This window comes from Eubacterium segne, assembly GCF_014287775.1.
Taxonomy (GTDB): domain Bacteria; phylum Bacillota; class Clostridia; order Lachnospirales; family Lachnospiraceae; genus Eubacterium_G; species Eubacterium_G segne.
This window is the reverse complement of record NZ_JACOOZ010000003.1, coordinates 164,140-187,668: the sequence shown is the minus strand read 5'-3', so window position 1 is coordinate 187,668 and position 23,529 is coordinate 164,140. Positions and strand designations below refer to the sequence as shown.

General features: G+C 31.4%; 15 protein-coding genes. 3 read left to right on the top strand and 12 right to left on the bottom strand.

Annotated features, from left to right (window positions below; all coding sequences use genetic code 11):
* Window positions 1-12: 12 nt before the first annotated feature.
* Together H8S00_RS05555 and H8S00_RS05550 are read left to right on the top strand one after the other, a co-directional pair.
* Window positions 13-1,023 carry a GGGtGRT protein gene (locus H8S00_RS05555; protein ID WP_186840230.1) on the top strand — a complete coding sequence of 337 codons (1,011 nt, stop codon included), beginning with the start codon at window positions 13-15 and terminating at the stop codon, window positions 1,021-1,023.
* Between the two features lie 219 nt (window positions 1,024-1,242).
* Window positions 1,243-2,553, top strand: a complete 1,311-nt coding sequence (locus tag H8S00_RS05550) for a tyrosine-type recombinase/integrase (RefSeq protein ID WP_186840229.1) — start codon at window positions 1,243-1,245, stop codon at window positions 2,551-2,553.
* A gap of 201 nt (window positions 2,554-2,754) precedes the next feature.
* Here the strand turns inward: H8S00_RS05550 and H8S00_RS05545 are convergent, their stop codons facing one another.
* The 12 genes from H8S00_RS05545 to H8S00_RS05490 form a co-directional block, all read right to left on the bottom strand.
* Window positions 2,755-3,489, bottom strand: coding sequence for a hypothetical protein (locus tag H8S00_RS05545; protein WP_186840228.1), 735 nt, complete (start codon window positions 3,487-3,489; stop codon window positions 2,755-2,757).
* Window positions 3,490-3,568: 79 nt separating this feature from the next.
* Window positions 3,569-5,020, bottom strand: a complete 1,452-nt coding sequence (locus tag H8S00_RS05540) for an SGNH/GDSL hydrolase family protein (protein WP_186840227.1) — start codon at window positions 5,018-5,020, stop codon at window positions 3,569-3,571.
* 18 nt (window positions 5,021-5,038) lie between these two features.
* Entirely contained in the window at window positions 5,039-5,227 is a 189-nt protein-coding gene (locus H8S00_RS05535; RefSeq protein WP_186840226.1) for a hypothetical protein, read from the bottom strand.
* A complete protein-coding gene (locus H8S00_RS05530; RefSeq protein WP_186840225.1) occupies window positions 5,224-6,114 on the bottom strand; it encodes a leucine-rich repeat domain-containing protein in 891 nt (296 codons plus the stop codon). Before H8S00_RS05530 ends, H8S00_RS05535 begins: the two co-directional genes overlap by 4 nt.
* Entirely contained in the window at window positions 6,107-7,207 is a 1,101-nt protein-coding gene (locus H8S00_RS05525; RefSeq protein ID WP_186840224.1) for a hypothetical protein, read from the bottom strand. Before H8S00_RS05525 ends, H8S00_RS05530 begins: the two co-directional genes overlap by 8 nt.
* 50 nt (window positions 7,208-7,257) lie before the next feature.
* On the bottom strand, window positions 7,258-11,817 hold the full coding sequence (locus tag H8S00_RS05520) for an SGNH/GDSL hydrolase family protein (RefSeq protein WP_186840223.1): 4,560 nt from the start codon (window positions 11,815-11,817) through the stop codon (window positions 7,258-7,260).
* A gap of 12 nt (window positions 11,818-11,829) precedes the next feature.
* Window positions 11,830-13,254 carry a hypothetical protein gene (locus H8S00_RS05515; RefSeq protein ID WP_186840222.1) on the bottom strand — a complete coding sequence of 475 codons (1,425 nt, stop codon included), beginning with the start codon at window positions 13,252-13,254 and terminating at the stop codon, window positions 11,830-11,832.
* Between the two features lie 16 nt (window positions 13,255-13,270).
* Window positions 13,271-15,352, bottom strand: coding sequence for a DUF5048 domain-containing protein (locus H8S00_RS05510; RefSeq protein WP_186840221.1), 2,082 nt, complete (start codon window positions 15,350-15,352; stop codon window positions 13,271-13,273).
* A 15-nt stretch (window positions 15,353-15,367) separates the two neighbouring features.
* Window positions 15,368-16,378: a hypothetical protein gene (locus tag H8S00_RS05505; RefSeq protein WP_186840220.1), complete on the bottom strand. Its 1,011-nt coding sequence runs from the start codon at window positions 16,376-16,378 to the stop codon at window positions 15,368-15,370.
* A gap of 13 nt (window positions 16,379-16,391) precedes the next feature.
* Complete coding sequence (locus tag H8S00_RS05500; RefSeq protein ID WP_186840219.1) at window positions 16,392-17,849, bottom strand: hypothetical protein; 1,458 nt, start codon at window positions 17,847-17,849, stop codon at window positions 16,392-16,394.
* A 17-nt stretch (window positions 17,850-17,866) separates the two neighbouring features.
* A complete protein-coding gene (locus H8S00_RS05495; protein ID WP_186840218.1) occupies window positions 17,867-18,139 on the bottom strand; it encodes a hypothetical protein in 273 nt (90 codons plus the stop codon).
* Window positions 18,140-18,196: 57 nt separating this feature from the next.
* Window positions 18,197-22,780, bottom strand: a complete 4,584-nt coding sequence (locus H8S00_RS05490; protein ID WP_186840217.1) for a hypothetical protein — start codon at window positions 22,778-22,780, stop codon at window positions 18,197-18,199.
* A 202-nt stretch (window positions 22,781-22,982) separates the two neighbouring features.
* On the opposite strand from H8S00_RS05490, the gene H8S00_RS13820 reads away from it, so the two are divergent.
* On the top strand, window positions 22,983-23,390 hold the full coding sequence (locus H8S00_RS13820; RefSeq protein WP_243169557.1) for a hypothetical protein: 408 nt from the start codon (window positions 22,983-22,985) through the stop codon (window positions 23,388-23,390).
* Window positions 23,391-23,529: the final 139 nt, after the last annotated feature.

The following is a 23,529-nucleotide window of genomic DNA, read 5'->3' as shown; positions in this document are numbered from 1 at the left end:
GAGGTAACAACAATGGCATTATTTGAATCATATGAAAGAAGAATTGACAAGATTAATTCTATTTTAAATAGTTATGGTATTGCTTCTATTGAAGAAGCTGAAAAGATTACAAAGGACGCTGGATTAGATGTTTATGATCAGGTTAAGAAAATTCAGCCAATTTGTTTTGAAAATGCATGCTGGGCTTACACAGTAGGTGCAGCTATTGCTATTAAGAAAGGTTGTAGAAGAGCTGCTGACGCTGCTGCTGCAATCGGTGAAGGTCTTCAGGCTTTCTGTATTCCGGGTTCTGTTGCTGACCATAGAAAAGTTGGTTTAGGACATGGTAACTTAGGAAAGATGTTACTTGAAGAAGAAACAGAATGTTTCGCATTCCTTGCAGGACACGAATCATTCGCTGCAGCTGAAGGTGCTATTGGTATCGCTGAAAAGGCTAACAAAGTACGTCAGAAACCTTTAAGAGTTATCTTAAATGGTCTTGGAAAAGATGCTGCACAGATTATTTCAAGAATTAACGGTTTCACATATGTTGAAACAAAGTATGATTATAAAGAAGCAAAATTAAACATTGTATACGAAAAGCCATATTCAACAGGTCTTCGTGCAACAGTTAAATGTTATGGTGCTGATGATGTTCAGGAAGGTGTTGCAATTATGCATCATGAAAATGTTGGTGTTTCTATTACAGGTAACTCAACTAACCCAACAAGATTCCAGCATCCTGTAGCAGGTACATACAAGAAAGAATGTATCGAACAGGGTAAGAAGTACTTCTCAGTAGCATCAGGTGGTGGTACAGGACGTACACTTCATCCGGATAACATGGCTGCAGGTCCTGCTTCATATGGTATGACAGATACATTAGGACGTATGCATTCAGATGCTCAGTTCGCAGGTTCTTCATCAGTTCCGGCTCACGTTGAAATGATGGGACTTATCGGAATGGGTAACAACCCAATGGTTGGTGCTACAGTTGCTGTTGCTGTTTCCGTTGAAGAAGCTGCAAAGGCTGGTAAGTTCTAAATAAAAAGCTTGATTTTATAGACTTTTGGAGAGTCTTTGGAGAAATCCGAAGACTCTCTTATTTTTTATAAAAGTGCATGTGGACGAAAATAATATTGAAATGTCCACATCTCGTCCACATAAATTTAAAATGTGGACGAGAAAACAATATTGAAAATGTGGACGAGGTATGTTATACTCCTAATAAAAGGAACATCCGTTCTTGAAAGGAGTATAACTATGGGTGATGTGTTAATTAAAGCAAGAACTCGTAACAGTGGTAAAGTAGTATATGAATATCGGTTTGAAGTTGCTTCTATAGATGGCAAACGTCAATGGAAGACTAAATCAGGCTTTGCTACAAAAAGAGAAGCTAGAGAAGCTGGTAAGATAGCACAGCAAGCATATGAACATGTGGGACAAGCTGTTGAACCTTCAGATATGTCATATGCTGATTTCCTAGATATGTGGTTAGAGAAAGACTGTAAACTCACTTGCAAATCTTCTACGCTTGTAGGATATGAGAAAAAGATTAGATTATATATCAAACCTGAAATCGGCTCATATAAGCTAAAAACTATTACAAAAGATACATTACAAGATTTCATTACCAAAATGTATGATGAAGGCTACTCAATCAATACAGTGAACTCAGTTAAAGGATTATTAACAAAATCATTTACTTATGCTTTAGACAGACATTATATCATATCAACACCTGCAATAAATTTAGTAGTTCCAACAAAGAAACAACCAAAGAAAGCAACGAGAAGTAAGAAACATGTATATATTCCTCAAGAAGTCATGCAAAAAATATTTGAAAGATTCCCAGAAGGTTCATCAGCTTATATTCCTATTATGATTGGCTATCATACAGGATTACGCCTGGGAGAGATATATGGACTTGTATGGGAAGACATTGATTTCGAAAATAAAACACTCTCAGTTAATAGGCAAGTTCAATGGGAAGCTGGCGAAACAAGATCGGAAGAAGAGAAAAAGAAAACTAATGGCACATCTAAATCTAATGGATATTGGTATTTCTCTAAGCCTAAATATAATTCTTTTAGAACGATAGAACTTGATGAAGCGATATTAAAAACTTTGAAAAAAGAACGCGACAAACAGCTAAAAGCAAGAGAATATTTTGATAAATATTACAATCGTTATTATAGTGAAAATAAAATGACATATGCTAAAACTGATGATATATTACCAATGAATAAAGTATCTCAAGAAAAGTCACCTTATGAAGTTGATTTTATTTGTAGACGAGAAGATGGCTCATATATCAGTGCAAGAACAACACAACATACGTCCTCTATAATTCATAAACAGTTACATTTTCCTCAGTACGATACACATAGTTTAAGACACACTCATGGAACAATATTGTACGAAAATGGAGCTAGTTTTATGTATATTAAGGAGAGGTTAGGACATAAAAATCTACAGACAACAATTGAGATATACACAAATCATTATACAGATACAATAAATAAAAATGGCAATATTGTTTTAAATAATGCTTTTAGTAAGGAGAATGTATGATATATTTGATTAATAATATTCGACAACATGAAAGACATTTTTGGAATTGTTTATATGGTATCGCTACACAAGAACAAATTAAAAGAATTTTAGATGGACATAAAGTTACAATATCTGATACCATATATCAAATTGTAGAACCAGAAAAATCGTAAAAAATAGGGACACCAGAAATTAATCTAGTGTCCCTTGTTTTATATCCTATTTAACTTTAATAAGTTTTCCCTTTTTAAGTAATTTGAATAATTTAGTATTCTGCTTTACAGTTCCTAAATATAACCTATTAATACCATTAGCCTTAGCGATTTTAGCCCTATAACGAAAACTATTATTAATACCCAAACTATTTAAGGCTTCTGTTAAACTAAGTGATTTACCTGTATACTTTTTATAATACTCAACCTTAGTGTTCGTCTTTGATGTTGTAGGTTTAGCAGTAGAAGAACTAGTAATCTTATTATATACTAAATCACAACTCCATAATATATATTCCCATTTCTGCCATGATACAGGGCGTTTCTGACAACCATAAGCTGAACCATCTTCAGCAATATAGTAACTGTCTGAACCATCTGATTTCTTACCAACTGAAATTAACACACCAATGTGTCCCTGTTTCCATAACAAACAACCCGGCTGTGCTTTTGTAATATCCTTAATAGGTAGCGTTTTTGTTGCGGTAGACTTATACTCACTTGAGCCTCTGATAATACCTGTAAAGGCTGAAATAAGCCCAGAACAGTCACACGGATATTTACCAACACATTTTATGTCTGAATTCCAAACCATTGAACCATAAGCGTTTTTAAGCCTGTCATAATCAGCATTTGTGCATTTCTTATTCCAATTGTAATTCTGCTTGAATCCATATAAATAAGGATTTCCGATTTTAGTTTTTACATACTTTACTAAATCTTTTGCGTTTTTCTTAGCCATTAATTTTTCCTCCTTTTTACATTTACAAAATAAAAGAGAGCAGTATATGACTGCTCTCTAAGTTAGTTAATATTTAATTTTAAATGCTTCTTATCCCTTGAATAGCACTTGCTATAATACCTCCTAAAATATTATGTCCTTCTTGTAACGGATGGGTTTTATAATTATCAAAATAACTTGATTGGCTTTGGATGTGCGGATTGAGTCCGCTGATGCTGTATAAATCAATTATTGGTATTGAATAATAATCACAAACTTCTTTAATTATATTTCCATAATCTTTAAGGGTTAAACCATGGTTATTTTTACTTTCTATTGATGTATAAGGACTTTGACAACGTTTTATAGGAGTACAAAATATTATTTGTTTTCCTTTATATTTTTCTAACAAAGCTAAACATGTATTATGTAATGCACCATAAAATGTATTATTCGTTCTATCTGTCATTGTTCCTATTTCAGTCCAATTATATTGAAAATCATTTGTTCCACCTGCGTAAATAATTAAATCTCCATCTGACATAAGTTTAATTCTTTCACTTAAAGGTGTTCTGGAATCTCCAATTTTAGCAGCTATCCATTTATTATTTTCACTATCATATTTATATGTATTATAAGATTGACCAATTATAATATCATAAATTTTTGAAGTGTCTTTAGTGGCATTATTAAATTCAGTTCCATTAGCAAAACATCCACCATAATCTTTTTTACACGCGAACGTACTTCCACCAATGGAATAATTAATTAATTTCATTCCTAATTTTTCTGCAACAATATTTGGATAAGGCTTATCAACATTACCCTGCATTGTTTGTCCATGTGGGATGCTATCGCCTGTAAATATAAGTGTTTTATCCTTCCAATAACTACTAATATCCATATTATCAATTTCTTCTTTATTATACATTAATTTCTTATTAACAATTACTTTTTCATCAGTTTTAATATTTTTAACAATTGAAATTAATTCAGTGGCTTTATTAACGTTAATTGTATTTGACCATACTCTTATATATTTTATTGTATCACTTGATTCTATAGTTACAGAATCTGTTTGATATTTAGATGTTTGACCACCTGAAAGTTCTTTATTTGAATTATAAAGACAATAGGCAAATCCAACTGATGATGTTAGTGCAGAAATTGTAATAGGATTATCATCAATTTCAATATAGTCTCTAGTTCTTATTCTGGTACTTGTATCGTTATTTTCTCCCTTTTCATTTAAAGCTCCAAATTCCCAAGTGGGATTTAGTGTAATATCTCCATTAACAAGTTCTTTCATACTAAGTGAACCAGTTTTAAAAAAATTTAAAAGAATATTATTAGCAACAGCGTTTGTGCTATCCTCATCAAATACGCTTTCAATAGAAATATTGCTATTATTTAGTTTTTCTTCAATTATTTCTTCTGTTTTATTAGATGAATATACATTTTTATCTGATTTAGCAGTATCATTAATGATAGGGAAAGTATATTTACATGTACTCCACAATTGAGAAATAATTTTTTTTAATTCCAAATTCATAATTAACACCACCTATTACTAAACATCTTCAATATCTTCACCAATTACTATATCTGTTTCTTCATAAATTCTCTCTTCAGAAAATTCTATAGGGTCGTACGCTTCGTCATATAGAACATTTTCACGTTTGATTTTCATTCCTTTATCGGAATATGTGTGAATAAATTCTTTTCCGTTGGTTATTTTGTTTTCAACAATTATCATCATTCCACCTCCGTTGTTATTGTAGTGCTTATATAATCGTGTAATAATTTATCATCTGCTAATTCTATTCCATCTGAATATAAATGTTCTATCTGATAAGTATTCTTATATTGAAGAACGGTAGTATCTTTTGGAATTTCAAATTCTATAGAATCAACCAATATAAACATCATATCTTTATTGCACCAATACATATCCTCATATATTGTTCCTTCTAATTTGATTATTCGGTCAGCAATCGTTACCCAATTGGTTGCTTTTTTATATGATTCAAGTAAAGACTCTGGTACATAAAGATAGCCGTATTTTGGGAAAATACTTGGGAGTAATGATATAGAGCTTATTGAATTTACTCCAGAGGTTCTTCGATATATTAATGTCTTTAAATTATTGCAACCAGAAAAAGGTTGAAAACTTAATGTTATTGTATTAATATCTATTAACTCTAATTTTCCACAGTTTTGAAACGTTGATGAAGCACTGCTGGAGACAAACAAGGGTAATATGACCTTTTTCAACATAGTACAATTATAAAAAGTACTTGTTCCATTCATCGACCCTGATTTCAATATTTCTATTTTTTCAAGGTTTAAGTCTGAACTAAAACACTGAGTTGCAATATTTGTACAGTTAGGAATATCAATTTTAGTCAATTTACTACAACTGCAAAATGCATAACTTCTTAATTCTGTTAAACTTTCGCTTTTAAATTCAGTAAGATTGCCAGTTAATAATCCTTCTAACTCCACATTATCCCTTACATCATTAACTTTATTTACTAAAGTAGACATATTATCGTCATCAGATACATCAACTTTTCTGCTGATTAGAATATTTTTTAACTTATTTTTTAGATTTACTAAAGATTCTATTTCCCATATACTAGTCATTGGCTCCACCTCCATTCACATAATTGTCAACCAAGCTATTAACAAGTTCGTCTTGGGTCATAATAGGAGAAGTAGAATTTAATATTTCATTTAATTCATCTTGTGTAACAAACATAAACTCTAATTCATTTTTAATTTTATTAATTGAGTAAGTTTTGTTTGTCGATGATTCTAGAGTATCGTCAATTGTTAAAAAAGAAATATCTTCCTTATCTTGCTCAGTTAAAACATAATCCTTTCCATCAGAACCCTTTTCTCCTTGTTTTCCCGGCTCACCTTTAAGTGATTCAAGCCATTCAATATATGTACCTGTAAACTCAGGATAAGCTTGTTGATATAATTCAAATGCCGATTTACCATCAGCACCAGTATCACCTTTTTCTCCATCAAAGTAGTCGACATTTTTTACAGGAGTATAACCATCCTTGCCAATTTTTCCATTAAAGACATCAAAAGATTTTTCTCCTTCTTTATCTTGAATTACAACCTTGTGTCCATTTTCAATATCCGTTATTGAAACAGTGGGAGAATAACCATTTTCACCATTTTCCCCTTTTTCACCTTGAATACCCTGTTCGCCTTGTTTTCCGTCAAAATCACCATTGTTTGCACGTTCTTCAATAGATTTAGCTGTATCTAAAGCTTTTTTGCTTCTTAATAGTATCTCAGCAATTAAATCTTTTTGTTCTTCTGTAGTATTGTGATTACCAGATGGATGTTCGTTTATATGAATAATAGCAGTAGAGGTTTTTAAAACAACATCGTTATCATTGTTAGAATTATTAGTGAATGTAAGATATAATATAATTTCGCCAGAAACAGAAGTAAAACGTTCATCTATATTAATTTGATACACTAATAATTCTTTATATAAATAATCTTGTAAACAATCGTTAATTAAAAGATTATTTTCATTTCCATCAGGCATAATATATGTCAACGCACAATCACATTCACTTAAGTTAATTCCACCATAAGTCTGTGGAATCAATATCTCTAAATAGTCAACATTCTTTTCGCCCTTAAAAATTCTAACATGATTGCAAGCACCAAGGACTTTAGAATTTGCTCTAAAAATTAATTGTTCGTTCATTTTCATTCTCCTTAAAATAAAAGGAGTGAGACTAGCCCACTCCCTCAAAATTATTCAGTTACAGTAAGCGTCATAGCATCTGACAATGCCCAACTACCATTACCGTCTGTTACAAGGCATCTATACTGCCTTCCATTGTAATTTGCATTAGGAATAGCAAAATTAAGAGCAGAAGTATTATATCCTGTAACAGTTGTATTGCTCCATATTGTTCCTGTACTAGATACCTGCCATTGATATGTTAATTTGTTACTCTTACTTGATTTTGCTACAACCGAGATATTTATTGTGTCACCAACCTTAGCTGAAATATCTTGTGGTTGAGAAGTAATCGTAACATCAGGAACACCATTAAGTGTAAGTGTCGCTGAATTTGATGCTAATGTATTTCCACTTGCATCAGTAATTACACATCTGAACATTCTTCCATTATAATCTGCATTTGGAACAGCAAAATTAATGAATTTACTTGTATTTCCATTTACAGAAGTATTTCCCCAAGTTGTGCCACCATCTTTACTTAATTGCCACTGATATGTTAAGCCATCACCCTCTGCTATAACACTAAATGAAACAGAGTTTCCTACAGCCGAATCTACATCTGTTGGCTGGTTTGTGATTTTAATTGGACTTGTATTAATTACAGTGAATTTTGCTGCGTTTGAAATAACCGTATCTCCAAACAATGTGTCTGTAACAACACATCTGTACAATCTTCCATTATGCACCGTTGCAACAGGTGAAACAGTTAATGTTGCTGTTTTGTTTCCATCTAAGGCAGTATCACCCCATTTTGCACCATTAGATGAACTTACTTGCCATTGATATGAAAGATTATTTCCTTCAGTAACAACTGTAAATATAACAGAATCACCAATTGCGGCAGAAGTATCTGTCGGCTGAGTTGTGATTTTAAGTGGATGTAAAATCAATTTTACTGCATTAGAAATTAAGGTATTACCATTACTGTCACTAATCACACACCTATAGTATCTATTAGTATAATTATTTGGAACAGTAAATGATAAAGTAGAAAGAGTGCTACCTGCTATAGAAGTATCTTTCCACTCAGCACTAACATCTGATTTTACTTGCCATTGATATGTAAGACCTATTCCAGTTGCTACAACTGTATAACTAATAGAGTCACCACTTTTCCCTATAACATCTGTCGGCTGAGTTGTAATCTTTAATGTAGTAGTGCTTAATTCACTTAACCACAAAGGAATATCTTTTAATTTACTCCATACAAATTCACCAAGATTCTTGCCGGCGAGAGCAGTATGATGTATGTTATCAATATTGTATTTATCAGACGCAATCATTCTTGCATATCCCAGTCCTGCCTCTTCACCCATGGCTATGTATGGAACACTATTAATAGCACATACCTCTTTAATAGCTTTCCATTGGTCATATTTTGTATGATTATCACTAGCAAAAGTTTTTTCAGGTGTAAACTCAACTGTTTTATCACCAGATTTATAACGACTATTTGTTGAAGAAATAACAACTATTTGTGCGTTTGTATTTTTCTGAAGGTATCTGATACATTGATTTAATGCTCCGCAGAATGTGTTATCGCTTGTATCATATATTGTTCCAAGAATAGCAGAAGTGTCGTTTGCACCGACTTCCAATGTGATTAAGTCAGCAGAAGTCTTTCCATCTGTGGTGTTCATCACAGCATCTTTAATTAATGTGTTAGCACAAATTCCACCACCAGATTTACCTTTGTTTGTTAATGTTAATCCACTCAAATCTCTAACTGTTTTACAATACTGCCCAACATTGTCAATATCTGTTAAACTTGTGCCATAAGCATACCATTTCTTGTTTTTCCAATGATTATTATTTGCAGTGGGTTGTAAATCATTTGAACCATTAACACGAATTGTTTTATTTGTATTTTTCTTCGTACCCTTAAAATTCTCAACCCACGGTATTAATTCCTTTTCTACAACCTCTGTTTTCCAATAGTTATCATAAACAACACCAGTTGCATTAGTTTCGGATAAAGGTGTTTTGTTTTTATCGTAATTTCCGTGATAGATTCCGTCTTTAAGAACACACTCTGCATGACCACCTGCATTTTTAATTGCAGTAACAAAGTCAACTGTTTTGTTATAATCAACATACGTATCTGCATTCCCGTGCCAAATTTTGATTGGAATATTTAGTAAAATCTTATTAGCTGCAACCACACGAGAATGTAGCGGATTAAAACCAATCATCTTCTCAGGCAAAGTGTTTTCATCCGTCCATGATGTTATTCCATACGCTTTTAACATACTTGAAGTATTACCATTACTAATCATTTCCTTGTTGATGTTAATCTGATTATATAAATCAGTTACCGGATATAATACAGCAATACAACGACACACATTTGGATAATAACTCGCAAAGTTAATCGCAGTTAGTCCACCCATTGACTTACCACTGATTATCATAGTTTCATCAATGTTATAATTCTCGACAATGTATCTATATGCTCTATAATATACATGAATGGTTTCTTCATTTCCCCAATGTTTTGACATAGTAGCAGAAGCACCATGAACATCAAATATAGCATATCCATTATCAACATATCCTAACCAAGTGGTTAGCTGATTTGTATCTGTTGATGGAACAATAGTTCCACCTGCACCGTGAGCACACATTACCAACTGTGTAGCTTTACCACTTGATTTATATGTAGATGGGAGTCTAAGAACACAAGGAACACGACTTCCGTCATCTCCATCAACGTAGAAATAAATATTATCATTAGTATTAATATCTAATTCTTTTTCTGTTCTTGTGATAATATAATCTGCGAGAAAATCAGAAGGAGAAGTAATAATTGTTCCTGATGAATAAGTGCTATCCGTGTACTTAAATAAAAACCGTATATAACTTCCTCTAGGCACTCTATATACATATGTACCTTCCTGCTTCTTCGAATAACTTACATATTTTTTATTTTCGTCATAAAGAAAGCAATAAACACATTTCCCAATAGGACACGTAATTGTGTAATAGCAGTCATCATCATATGAGATATATTCTGAACGTACATAATAATTAGAATCAATTTCTGAACCATCGGTCGTTCTCAATCCACCTTTTATACAATTTAATGATTTAATGTCTAATATTTCATCATTTTCTTCACTTGAAGAATTTCCAGCAATTTTAACCCATTCATCATTAAGATAATACATTAAACATTTTAAATCTGTATCATAATATGTTTGTCCCTGATTAGCTGCATAACTTTCTCTTAATTTAGTTGTTCCTGATAATGCATGAATTGAGTTTCTTACCTTAAAATTCTTTCCATTTCCTTTTTCAAAAAATGGAATATTTACTACATTAGTAGCCGAATCATCCATAACAGTAAATGAAATATCGCCACTAAACATTCCATTTTTAGATTCTTTTGCAAGATTACCTAGCACCCCACCAGGAGTGGCAGAAGCATATCTTTCAATACAAAAATCAATTAAATTAATTCGCTGTGTTCCAGTATTTGAATGAAAATACGGGAGATTCACGTCTCTTTCATCACAACAGTTAATTAATGTAATAGCATGATTAAATGCTCTCTGATATGTGTAATTGCCGAAAGTATAACCATATACATTTTTTATTGCCGAACAGTTATTCATAACAACGTGTTCGCCGCCAATCTGAAAAGCTTCATAGAATCCAGAACAACCACAAGAATTAAAGTTATTTTCCTGTCCGTTATTACTTCCATTAAGCATTCTAATACCGATACAGCCTTTAACTGCTTTAGTTAAACTAGCATTTGTGTTTGTATATGCAATACACTTAATTCTATCCAATCTGGCTCTTCCAAAGTTAAATAAATCAATACACACAACAGGTTTTTGATTAGTAGCAAGCCTAACTTCAAATTCTGTTAAATGAATTACATTATTTGGACTATTGGTAGAAGGAAGAGCAGAAATTACTTCATACTGTTTTGATGTGTCAATACTATTTAACGCATCCTGTGAAACAAAAAGTCTTGTACCATATATAGAAGAACTATCTTTTTCGCCCGTCATCTGACTCTGACCAACGATGTCAATTGTATATCTCTTATCACCTGATGGTAGAGTTATTGCTCTATATATTCCATCTGATGATAATGTAAAACTTCCAATATTGAATATGCCAGAAGATAACTTAACTGTACCACCACCCAATGCATATAATTCATCAATAGCTTTCTGTATGATTTTTTCATCGTTTGTTCCGGTACAAACGTAATCAGCATACCGCTTTTCGTATATGTTAGAATTAGAAGCTGCAATGTAAAGAGTATTATCTTTATATTTTGTTAATATGTTTTTGACACAAGATAAAGATAATTCATTACCTAAATAGTCTTCAAATTTATAACTATATCCTTCGGTATCTTTATATCTAACAAAATAAACCCTATCTTTAATTCGGTTTTTTATAGGTTCATTCCCATCTATGACTATAATTCCTTTTGGGATTTTTTTTATTAAATTGGCAAAATCCTTCAAATAATATTTTTCGGATTCGCCTAATTGTTCACGGATGGAATTAGCAGAATCAGTTAAAAAATTTAAAACATCTTCGTTCATTTGTTCCTCCTTTTAAACATCCAGAGGTATTTGTAAATCTATTGGAAAGTTATATACTTGTCCACCAGATAAGTTGTCTTGTCTACGCCCAAGATACACACCACCGTCTGTAGTGACATATACAACATAACAAGATCTACCTGTTCCCATGCAAACAGTAGGAGTATTTTTACTTGGTCTATAACCAATTGGTAAATCAAATAATTTTAACCATGTATTAAAAGACCCACTACTTGTAACCATACTATTAACAGATTGGAACAAAGAAGATTGAGTTGATACTTTTTTTAAATTAATATTGATTTGACCACGAATACACAGCCAATTGTTTTTCTTTTTATACTGAATTGGAAAATCAGAATTTTCAGTTAGAATATTGTTATATCCTATTAAATTAGCAGAATTCCATGTTGTATATTTTGAACCGACTTTAAATAGAATATCCCCCAAAATCTCATGCAATGTATCCTCTACAGTTTTACTCATTAAATAAACCTGATCATCACCAACACCTGTATTTACAATATTTTTATAAGCATAAACAACATCTTTTGCAGAAGATGAAATATTTTGAAACCCATTGGGCAGAACGCTTAATTCCGTTCCATCACTATCATATACGATATAACCTGCATCTCCATAGGTTGCAGATAATGACAAAGCCTTAGAATCATATACATATATATATGTTTTGTATGATGTAACTGCTGAAGTTATATAATTTACATCGTTATGATTTGTTGCAAAAAACTGCTCTCCAATTTTGAAGAAACCAATATTTTTATCTCCGGTGTTTAATGTTTTAATTATGAACACATCGCCATCTTTTAATTCATCCACAGTATTTATATCATTAAACTCATAGTAATATGAATTAGCACCGAACGTGGTTTTAGTACGAATTACAATACTTCCTGTACCACCCGTACCATATACATAATAACTAAACTTATTACTTTCACCAATTTCAGCTATGTCATTATCTGAAATCTCATAATAATACACGTTGTTTTTCGTAGACATATTGGTAAAAATAGTTAAATAACTACCGTTTTCCTGTTTAACATCTATTTTATCAATTTCTGTCGGTTCTGTATTTTTTAAATATACAACAACATCGTTTGTTCTTAATATAGCATCTATTTTTTTAAAATCTTCTGTTGATATATTAGAGTCACAAAACATTATCTGATTCTTGGTTGTAACTGTATAATTTTTTAAATCCAATACATAATTTGTGATGTCTCTTTTCCAATTAGCATCGGTAACAACTTTAAAAATTACATCACCATTTTGTTTTACATAATTTGAAACCTCACTAAAATCTCCGGTTGTCATAGCAGATGTTAATTTATCTTCATAGGTCTTAATTATCTGGTAATTATCAGCGTTAATGTCTTGAAAATCTGTTCTTAAATTACTTATAGGATAACCCATATTTTTTATTTCCTCCTTATTTATTTTTTACGATTGTTGGGTATGCAGAGTAGAATTTGTGCATTTGAATAGAAGTAGTATATGAATCAAATGAATGACTTACTTTGTCTATTATATATTCATCTGTTTCACCTGTTCTTATTGATTTGTATTGAACCTTAATATTTTCATATAAGAAAGGTATTAATACTGTGTTAATTGTTATAGAATCGGTCAGCCTAGCACTTTTCCATACTTCATATTCTGCACGTTGTCGAGCTAAATCAGTTGTATATATAGCTTCATATTCTTCACCTGACAATACCTTAATTAATTCTCCAACTTCATTGACCGAATAGGGAGAAGATTGTTCTATGTATTTTTTATACTGTTCGCCTTCGTTAGTATAAAAGATTCTGTTTCCACTAGAATATATATAACTAATTTGGTTACAGTTATAATGTTTTTTATAATTTTCCTTTTCTTCATCAGTAGGCTCTTTGTCTACAATCATAGCAATTGCATGAACCTGAAATTCCCCATTGAAAATTGCGTAACAAGTATCAAGAGTATATTTCGGCGTAAAACAATAACCAACACCATTAATAATCTCGTCTATTGTTGTTCTGTTTTTATTCGTTGCATCTGCAATAAGTAAAATCTCATCTAAATTTTCATCAGAAGTTTTATTGTAATTAACCCTTACATATATAGGAATATTATAAGTTTTGATTAATCTACGATCATCATCTGAAATATTGGGACAAGTAAAACCAATTAATTCATTTGTATATACATATGGAGAATTATGCTTGCCCGTTGAATCACAAGCATACAAGGATAGTGATAAATCAAGGATACATTTATTGTTTATTAAATCGAGAGTATAAGTAGGGGTGTCATCATATCTATCGGTTTCCTGATTTTTACCCCAGACTTCAACTACATTTTTGATTGAATTTAACTCATATGTATCCTTTTCTGAAATTACTATGCTATCAAATACATCTGCTGTAAGTAAACATTCATTATCCTCACAGGTCGGAATTTTAGAACAAATAAAATTACCATAAACATCAAAAAATGCTTCCCAACCTGAGTACAAATCTCTCAATTTTGAAATAACTTCCCAATTTGTTACGCCTGTAGAAAATGTCAAATCATATGGAATATATGTAGCATTGCTTCCGTCAACGTTAGTAACATCGGCACCAATATCATCAATTATATAGTTGAATGGACTAAACTGTGTAATGACATTAGTCATCGCACCAGAGATGGTATTGGGCTTTCCAAGTAAAATGAAGGCATATGAAGAAGAATTATTTCCATAGAAATTAGTCGTATAATCTTGTCCTAATGTTAAATCAGTAAATTTAACTTTTTGATGTGTTTTATAATCTGTTAAAAAGTAAGACTTAGAATTATTAATTGATACTGTTACATTCCAACCCTCATAATAGGACTGAATATATTTCATTTTTTCTTTTGGTATATTAAATCCAACTTCCAAATCAAAGTATGGAGCAGTATCGCTATCTGTCAATGGAGTATAATCTTTATTAATAATGTTGATATTAATAATTTTATGCGAATCGTTTTCTGTAATTGATACATCATTGATAGCCGGGACACAGTTAATTTCCATATCTTGAACTCCGGGGATTATTCCAGATCTGTCACCATTTAACATCGTAACCAAATCATCACAATTGAACGATACTGTATTTTCAGTGGCAGAGTAACTATAACTCGCATCCTGAATTATATATACGCCTAATGGATAGAATTTCATATTCTCAACATAGTGGTTTAAAACCCCAATGTAAGCAATTACAAACTTATTTAGCCACATATTTTTATTGCTGGCAATTTGAAAATTGTCATTTTGTGCATAAAAGGTTGTGCTAAAAGTTCTCCGAATATCAGAGGTAGAATCAGATGAATACGAGCCATTTAATAATTCTCCACTGATATCAGCAATTGGTTTGAAAGAAGAGTTGAAGACTTTCTTACCGTTTTCATAATTATAAATATTAGCAATTTCAAATTTAACCCAAACAGTAGAAACACGAGCCTTCAACATATCAATATCAATCTGTTGTATTTCGTAATTCATCTCAATCTCCTTTCACTAATATTTACGTCTAAGAATTTCATCGTACACATTATTAATACTATCATTAATATAATTTTGTAATATGGTTTTATTAATAACGAGCGTATCTGACTGATTAGCCTTATCATCAGAAGAATAATAATTAATAAATCCGTTTTCGTATAAATCATTTGTTGATTCTAATGAGCCAATTTCAGACCAATTGAATGTTACTATATTCTTAGAAATGTGCTCAGAATCATCTTCTTGAACTTCGCCATTAACTGTTACAATAAAGTTACGTCCGTCATAATATTTAAGAATTTTAGGTTTTCCATTACACAACCATTCTCGTAAGTATTTTCTATATCTCCATGTTGTATTGTTTGATGTACTATAATCGTAGTCACATATATCTCCCGGCACAAACATACCTGTTGCCGTGCCACTAACATAGTTTTTCTCTCCACCTTTAAAAGCATAAGCATATTTACTGTTAAATGGATTAACAACAGTAGTACCACTGTTCTGAGTAATACCACTTAATTTCGCTTCTAGTATCGTATAAAAAGATATGTCTTGATCTTCAATAACTAATCCGTCTAAAGTACATTTAACACTATATTCCGTTGTTGAGCCACTTGTTTCAATTCCATACAACATGGGAACAACCATATATTCATATTCTTCATTAGGAATAGTTGTTTTGTCCGTATAATTAATCTTAACAAAATTTTTATCTCGAATGATTTCATTCCCCGGCACATATCCAACAACATCCCATGCAATATCCGATACTAGTCGTCTTTTTATTAAAAAAGCTGCGTCTTGTGGAGAATCACCTTCTTTAAAGTCAATGCCTCCTCCAATGATAGTACCATTAAAAGTAGAATGTAGCTGAATATCGTCAGTCCATTCATCAGGATATTCGTCAAAATAATCAATATCCGAATCACTTGAAAGCACGATTTCATCAAAAATAGCATTTGATAGTTTTACACTATCAATGTCTTCTCCAAAAGGAGATTCAATAAATTCAATTGCCATAAAAATCCCCTTTCTAAATTTCTTTAATTCTTAATGAATAGTTTGAATCTTTTCTTTTTATATTTATCTTAAATTTCTTATTTTCATCTATTTTAAATTTTTTGGTCGTAAAGTCATAATTCAACGGATACGTTTGGTCAGAAATACACGTATAATGATTATTCTTATCGTGTAAAACAAATCGAAGAGAAGCAGAATCAACAGCATTGATATACACAGAATCCACTCTAGTAAACAAATTTGGCTCTATATTAGTCTTTTCGTTATAATTAAATGAAATTACTATCTTTTCATTTAAGTCCGAATCTGCTTTATTTTTGGGAAAAGCAAAACGAATAAAAGAATAATTAGATGTATCGTATTCTGTGTTAATTGCGTTTATAATCAGTGTATTAACTTTGTTATATTCACTGTCGTAACAAAGTATTAAAAAGTCCCCATCGTATTTACGAGAAACAGCTATTTTAGGTGGTGCTATACAATAATTGGTATCAACATAATATGTACCAGAACTACTTTCCACACATTCAGAAGTACCAGTTACCCACTGAAAATTCTCTAAAATCAATGGATAGTCAATATATTCTTTAACCATTTCTGTAGACAAAACAATATCATTACCAATCGTCAGAATATCGGTAAACATGTTTTCGAAACATTGAACATTTCTTAATGTAGTAACAACATTAAAGTCATCTAATTTATTGTAAAAGGAATACTTAATATATTTATTATTAAGGAGACTAACTTCTTCATTATTAATAAATTCCAGATTATCAGATGATTTAGTATGCAATCTTAAACACGTTGTATTGATTGTAATATTTCCATCCTTTGTTGGAAAGGCTGATACTGTATTTTTTACTGGTGCAGTATTAGTCCGAACAGATACTTTATATATAACTCTTAATTCCATACCATACACAGTTTCACCGATTGCTTCAATATAATAATCAGTGCCATCATTAAGATTTCTAAAAGTATAAGAAGAATTATCGTTGTTATAATAGAAGACTTTGCTGCTTTCAACCACCGTAAGTCCAGAAGAATCATATAAATTGAATTTATAGGTTGATAAATCCATTCCATTTCCTGAATAATCTATTGCAACCGTACAACTCGATGAATTTAGAATAATTCCATCATATAAGTTATTAATCCTAAATAAAGGAGTAGCATAACATTTCAATATGAATTGTTGACTGGTTTCACTTACTGCAATTCCGTCATAATTAATCATTGTAATTGTTGCGTGATAAGTTGTTCCATTTTTTAGACCTAGTTCTTTAGCAACTTCGGGAGTGATGATATGATAAGTTGTAGATATTCCAGTTGTATCATGATATAACCCGGTTTCAACAATTGTCAACCTATTACCTGCAACTAAGCCACCATTCCAACTAAAATTAATCGTACAGGTTGATATACCAACATCCCAAGCGGTCAGAGTACCACTAATTATAGGTTTCAATAATAATCACCGCCTTTCTATGCTTTACTTTCGATATATATTTCATTCCAATTGTTGCGTGGGATTCTAACTCTCACTTTGTTACCAATTGAATAATTTTCTGTAGAAATTATATTATATCTGTCTTTTTCAATTATGACAGTATATTTATAGGAAGTGGAAGAAGTTTGTGTTTTGTTAATTATCCTCGTCAAGTATGTTCTATCAAAGGGAAGTTTATTAAGTTTTTCGTTACTTATTATGGTATTAATTGCCTTAATAAGTTCATTCTGTAAATCTTTTGAATCCACTAAAATCCTCCTTTTTAATAAGGCTGTGCCACATTTCTGCAACACAGCCTATGTTAATTATCTTTTATTTGCTTGTTGATGAGCATATGAACTAAGACCAGCCAACGCGTTAAATACATCATTAGCTTTTGATAAGTCATTGATATGTGGAATACTAACTGTTCCAATAGAAACATTATTATTAACCACTTCACCACCAGTATTTTTAACCAAGTTGCTCATATCAGGTATTTGAATATTGTCTAATATCATTTTTGTTGGATTAACACCAAATTTCCACAAGTTATCTGTAACATCATGTGGTAATATCTGGTCACCAGAATTAAGTAATCTTAACTCAGCACCTTTTTCACCAACTATAGACATTCCACCCTTGGCATATTTTGTACCGGCTACATATTTAGGAACACTGGCTGTAATCTTACCATTCTTATCAATAGAAAAAGTAAGACTGTCAAACATTTTCTTGACACTATCTGACATTCCCTCAGTCATTCCCTTAGTTACAGCTCTAACTGCTTCATCCACGGTCTTATACAGAGGTTTGCCATTTTCGTCAAAGAAGTTTACATCATCTTTGTGGTCATTTAGCCAATCAAGAATCTTGTTTAACGTATCGAGTTGTTCCTGATTATAATAGTCGTCAAGATTGTCTTGTGCTTCCTTAACTGCACTATTATCAGCCTCATAATTAAAAGCATAATCCTCGTGATAGATTAAATTCTTTTTATTTTGTTTAACACTCTGTAATGCCTGTTGAAGTTTTTCAAGTTCAACGGCTTTAGACTGAGCATCATTAAGGTCATTAATTTTGTCAATTAAATCTTGAATTGAATTAATCCAAGGTGTCAACAAATCGTCATAATTGTTTTCGATTTCTGCCTGTTTATCAAGAATATCTCCGTCAAGACCATCAACTTCTTGAAGTTTATCCCGAAGTCCATCCCATGAATCAAAAGTCTTTTTAGAGATACCAAGTTTGCTGATACTCTTATAAAATTGGTCAACAGTAATAGTACCTTCACGCATTCCTTCGTACAAAGCCTTAAACTGCTTCTTCTGAGAAGAATTCAATCCTTTGTCTGATAACGTTTTGTTAATTTGACTCCATTTTTCATCACGTTCTTTTTTAAGCTGAGATAACCCATTAAGACCGATGGAAATCTGTTTTGTGATTTGCGATTCGTTTTTAGTATGTCCCTGTGACTCCCAGAATGAGATTATCTTTTCATAGCGACTAGAAATAGCGTCAAGAATATTTTTAAACTTTTCGAGACTTTGATATGGTAATTCAGATATTGACTTATTCCATTCTAACTGGTTTTTCTCAGCATCGGATATATTTTTATCAATATCACGAATTTTCTGCTTAATATCCTGATATTCATCTGAAGAAGAAGCAATCTTATTATCTTTAAGATATGCCTGATATGCCTTTTTCTCCTGATTCCATTTGTTAATCTGTTTCTTAGAATTAGAGATTTCTTCCTTATAATCACTCTTGGTTGCAATAAAGCCTTTTGTCTCGTTTTTGTCAATTCGACTCTGTGTTTTATCTGCCTCATATTGCAAGAGGTCTAAATCATCTTCTAAGTCAGAAATATCGTCCTCTAATTGTTTTTTGATAAGCTCACGTTTATTATTCTTAGTTTCAATAATATTATCTCTTGCACCAGTATACTTGTCCCAATACTCCTGATAACTGTCAATTGCGTCCAATACAGATTTTTGTGACTTTTTACTTTTTCCCTTTTTAGCAGACTCTTTAATTGTCTGGATAGAATAATCACCGCTCTGAATCTTCTTTTTTAAGTCAGAAGAAAGATTAATCCTGTCGAGTTTTTTCTTGTATTTCTTTGCTGCAATTTCATATCCGTGTAATAAGTCATCATACTGTTTTTTCGCCTGTTTAAATAATCCGTTTTTAGTTTTCTTAGAAGCATAATCGTTTATATTGTCAACCGTTTTCTTAACTTTATTTTCCAATCGTTTTAAACGAACTTCAATCCAGTCAAATACCTTGTTAGAAGAAGAGGAAGAAGAACCAGAGCCTTTTCCGTTTCCAATATTAACCCCACCATATTTACCAGCATCGCCTATATCTGCATCTGTAATGCGAACATCTTTCTTTATAAGTTTTTTTAAATTTTTTTCTTCAGCACTTATTTGTTTTTGAAGAGAAGGCAAAGCGTGTTGAGTGTCTGCATTACCAGATTTCGTAATATTTTCATACGTTTTTTTTAAACCCTCTAACGTTACAAACGACAACATGGCTTCCCCAGTAATACCCAACTGTTTAGCCAAAGCTTTAAGGTTTTTAATACTATCTGATGTTTTTAATGAATTTTTATTAGCCAAAGCCTTTTTGAGAACATATTTTTTTATAGCATTTTCATTATAGCCAAGTTGAATCCCCTCATTTATTAAATTATTAATTTCCGTTTTAAAAGATGTGTCTAACTTAGCATCAGCTATAAGCAATTCAAGTTTTTGTTTTTTTATTTGAGCCTCTACAACCTCAATAGCATTTTTTACACCCAACTCTTTAAGCTGTTCGATATAATATTGTTTAGTTGATTCTTTAACTTTTCCATTTGTATCGACAAGCTGTGATAAAAAATCATTACTATTAATATACTCTGTTGCTAATTTATTTTGTGCTTCACGGCATTGTTCAATAGTAGAAGTAGTAGAACCAAGTTTATTTCTATAATCGTCCCAAGATTTTAGATTACTAAATTCTGATTCCATACTACTAAGAGTATCTGCACCAACAACACCATTCTCTTTCTTTTCATTAAGAGCAGTTTGTAAAGACTTTACACTAGATTTTAATGTTGCAAGTTGTTTAGAAGCATCAATCAATTTATTGATTTTTTTAACCGCAGTAGTCGCATCAATTCCCATTTGTGATAACCAAGTCTTAGTGCCTTTAGTCCTTTTAAAAGTTTTTTCTGTAAGTTTACCAGCTTGTGCAAGGGCAAGAAGGTCTTTCTTGGTATTCTTCATATCAGACTTGCTATCTACATTATCGAGGTCTTTCCATGCTTGTTTAAAAGATTTCTTTTTGGAATCAGAAGTATCTTGGTTTTTCGCATTTAAAGATTTAACTTTATTTTTTAAATCTTCAAGTGTTTTTACTTCACCTTTAACATTATTAACATAACGTAACTCATCTTCATTTAAGGTTTTAATATATTCATTAGCCCCTTTGATTTGAGAATACTTCTTTTGAGTTTGTTCTATAAGTTTGTTTCCTGAAACATTACCCTCAGAATCAACATCACCTACACCAAATTTTGTTTTTAAATTATCAATTTGGGTTTTAGAATAAATCTTTTTCCCATCTTTGCCAGTTTGATTTTGTAAAGAATTAATTAAATCTAAAACTGCTTTAACATAATCGGCATAACTATCATAATCTTTCTTATTTAAAGAAAATAATGTTTGTATACGAACTGCTAAATCTTCACTGTTAATTCCATCTTTTAATGGATTAATAACATTTTCTGTTATCCACGTTTCCATATCAATATCAGAATCAAAACTTTCAAAGAATGTATTGTCTACATTTTGAATAAAAGATTGAACAGCATTTTTAGCATCGTCATCTAACTTGTCATAACCAGATGTATCACTATATAAATACGCAGTTAAAATTGGACGCACTTTTTCTGATTCGGCATCAATTGTGTTATTTAGATTAGTAAATACATCACGAATTTTCTGTTGAAGTTGCGGAGTTAATTGAGAAAAATCAGTATACATGCCAACTTTTCCTTCAGACTTTAATTGCCTTTGTTCCTCTTGTAAAGCATAAACAGTATCATTATCTAATACGTCCCATACAGAAGGAGCATTGCCAACAGCAGGACTTGAATAACCCGGTGTGCGAAAACCATTTTTCATCATGTTTCTTAATTCTGTTATTTTTTTATAATCGTCTTCTGTAGCTGTTTTAAAGTCACTAAAGGTTTCGTCTGATTTACCTCTAATCGTAGCATAATAAGCCTTCTTTTGATCTTCATAAGCCTTAGTTAATGCTTCAACGCTACCTTTATTCTTAATAATAGCGTCATTTTGGTCGTTATAACCCGATACCATTTCAGGAAACATATTGGCAATTTCTTTAGTAATATTTCTATATTCACTAAATTCATCGCTAGTTAATGAAATATTATGACCGTATTCATTAACACCTTTAGCCAATTTAGCATACCTATCTCCATTTTGTTGAATCCATTGATTATTTGAAGATAATGAACTCTCTTGGTCTTTAACAGAAGAAGAGAAGTCATCAAGGGCTTCTTTTGCATATTTAACACGATTAACGTAATTATCAATTGCTGTAGCTGCCCAAGAAACAACTTCCATAATTGCCCACATAGCAGCCATAGAAGCGAGAGAAGCACCAAATGATTTTATTGCTGTTTTACCGGCGTTAACTACTTTCGAAAAACCCGAAAAGGCTATGTTATTATCTTTAAGATACTGTTTGAAAGTTGATAAGTCTTTTGTTCCGTATTTAGTATCAGTAAGAAAATCTTTTATGTTTTGACGATATTTAGTAATCCCTTTTGTGTCGAAAAGAGCATCTAACTCATTGTCGTCAGAGGTTAATAACCTACTGTCGGAAAACAAATTCTTTAATTCTTTTATATTTTCTATATTTAAATTCTTAAATGAATCTATCCATGTGGTAAGTCCATTTTCTTTATCCCAACGTACTGCCTTAGAGATAGAAATAGACTATCATTTACTTCTGATAAATGTTATAATAATAGATAGAATAAAAAATAATATAACAACAAATATATTAAAGTTAAATTGGAGGTTTTTGATTATGCCAAAATTTTGTAAAAATTGTTATGAAAATACTGACCGTACAGGGTTTTTACCTTTTTTTAATGCTGACACACAAATATGCCCAAATTGTCATTCGGAAGGATTAATTGATTCTGCTTTGACAGGAAAAGAAATTAATATTCTAGGAGACGCAACCAACCATAACAAAGTATTTTTAAAAGCAATGGACGACTTAAAACGAAATGATATTATTGAGTTTGAATCACGTATGATGCAATTTAAAAAACAGAAAGAGGATAATATACCTAAATGTCCAACTTGTGGTTCATCAAATATAGAAAAAATTTCTTTAGGAAAGAAAGCAGTTGGAGGTGCATTATTTGGATTATTTAGTTCTGACATTAGAAAGACTATGCATTGTAAAAATTGCGGTGCAAAATGGTAGAAGAAATGTTCCGACTATAGAATAGAAGAGTAGTGAGAAATTACTACTCTTTTTTTAGACAAAAAAGAGCAACTATATGTTTATAGTTGCTCATAAAAGAAATATCTTTTTATATAATTCACTGGCTCAATGCCAAATA

Excerpts from the sequence above, each read along its gene's own strand:
- H8S00_RS05555 (WP_186840230.1), top strand. The coding sequence starts at position 13 with ATGGCATTATTTGAATCATATGAAAGAAGAATTGACAAGATTAATTCT.
- H8S00_RS05550 (WP_186840229.1), top strand. The coding sequence starts at position 1,243 with ATGGGTGATGTGTTAATTAAAGCAAGAACTCGTAACAGTGGTAAAGTA.
- H8S00_RS05545 (WP_186840228.1), bottom strand. The coding sequence starts at position 3,489 with ATGGCTAAGAAAAACGCAAAAGATTTAGTAAAGTATGTAAAAACTAAA.
- H8S00_RS05540 (WP_186840227.1), bottom strand. The coding sequence starts at position 5,020 with ATGAATTTGGAATTAAAAAAAATTATTTCTCAATTGTGGAGTACATGT.
- H8S00_RS05535 (WP_186840226.1), bottom strand. The coding sequence starts at position 5,227 with ATGATGATAATTGTTGAAAACAAAATAACCAACGGAAAAGAATTTATT.
- H8S00_RS05530 (WP_186840225.1), bottom strand. The coding sequence starts at position 6,114 with ATGACTAGTATATGGGAAATAGAATCTTTAGTAAATCTAAAAAATAAG.
- H8S00_RS05525 (WP_186840224.1), bottom strand. The coding sequence starts at position 7,207 with ATGAACGAACAATTAATTTTTAGAGCAAATTCTAAAGTCCTTGGTGCT.
- H8S00_RS05520 (WP_186840223.1), bottom strand. The coding sequence starts at position 11,817 with ATGAACGAAGATGTTTTAAATTTTTTAACTGATTCTGCTAATTCCATC.
- H8S00_RS05515 (WP_186840222.1), bottom strand. The coding sequence starts at position 13,254 with ATGGGTTATCCTATAAGTAATTTAAGAACAGATTTTCAAGACATTAAC.
- H8S00_RS05510 (WP_186840221.1), bottom strand. The coding sequence starts at position 15,352 with ATGAATTACGAAATACAACAGATTGATATTGATATGTTGAAGGCTCGT.
- H8S00_RS05505 (WP_186840220.1), bottom strand. The coding sequence starts at position 16,378 with ATGGCAATTGAATTTATTGAATCTCCTTTTGGAGAAGACATTGATAGT.
- H8S00_RS13820 (WP_243169557.1), top strand. The coding sequence starts at position 22,983 with ATGCCAAAATTTTGTAAAAATTGTTATGAAAATACTGACCGTACAGGG.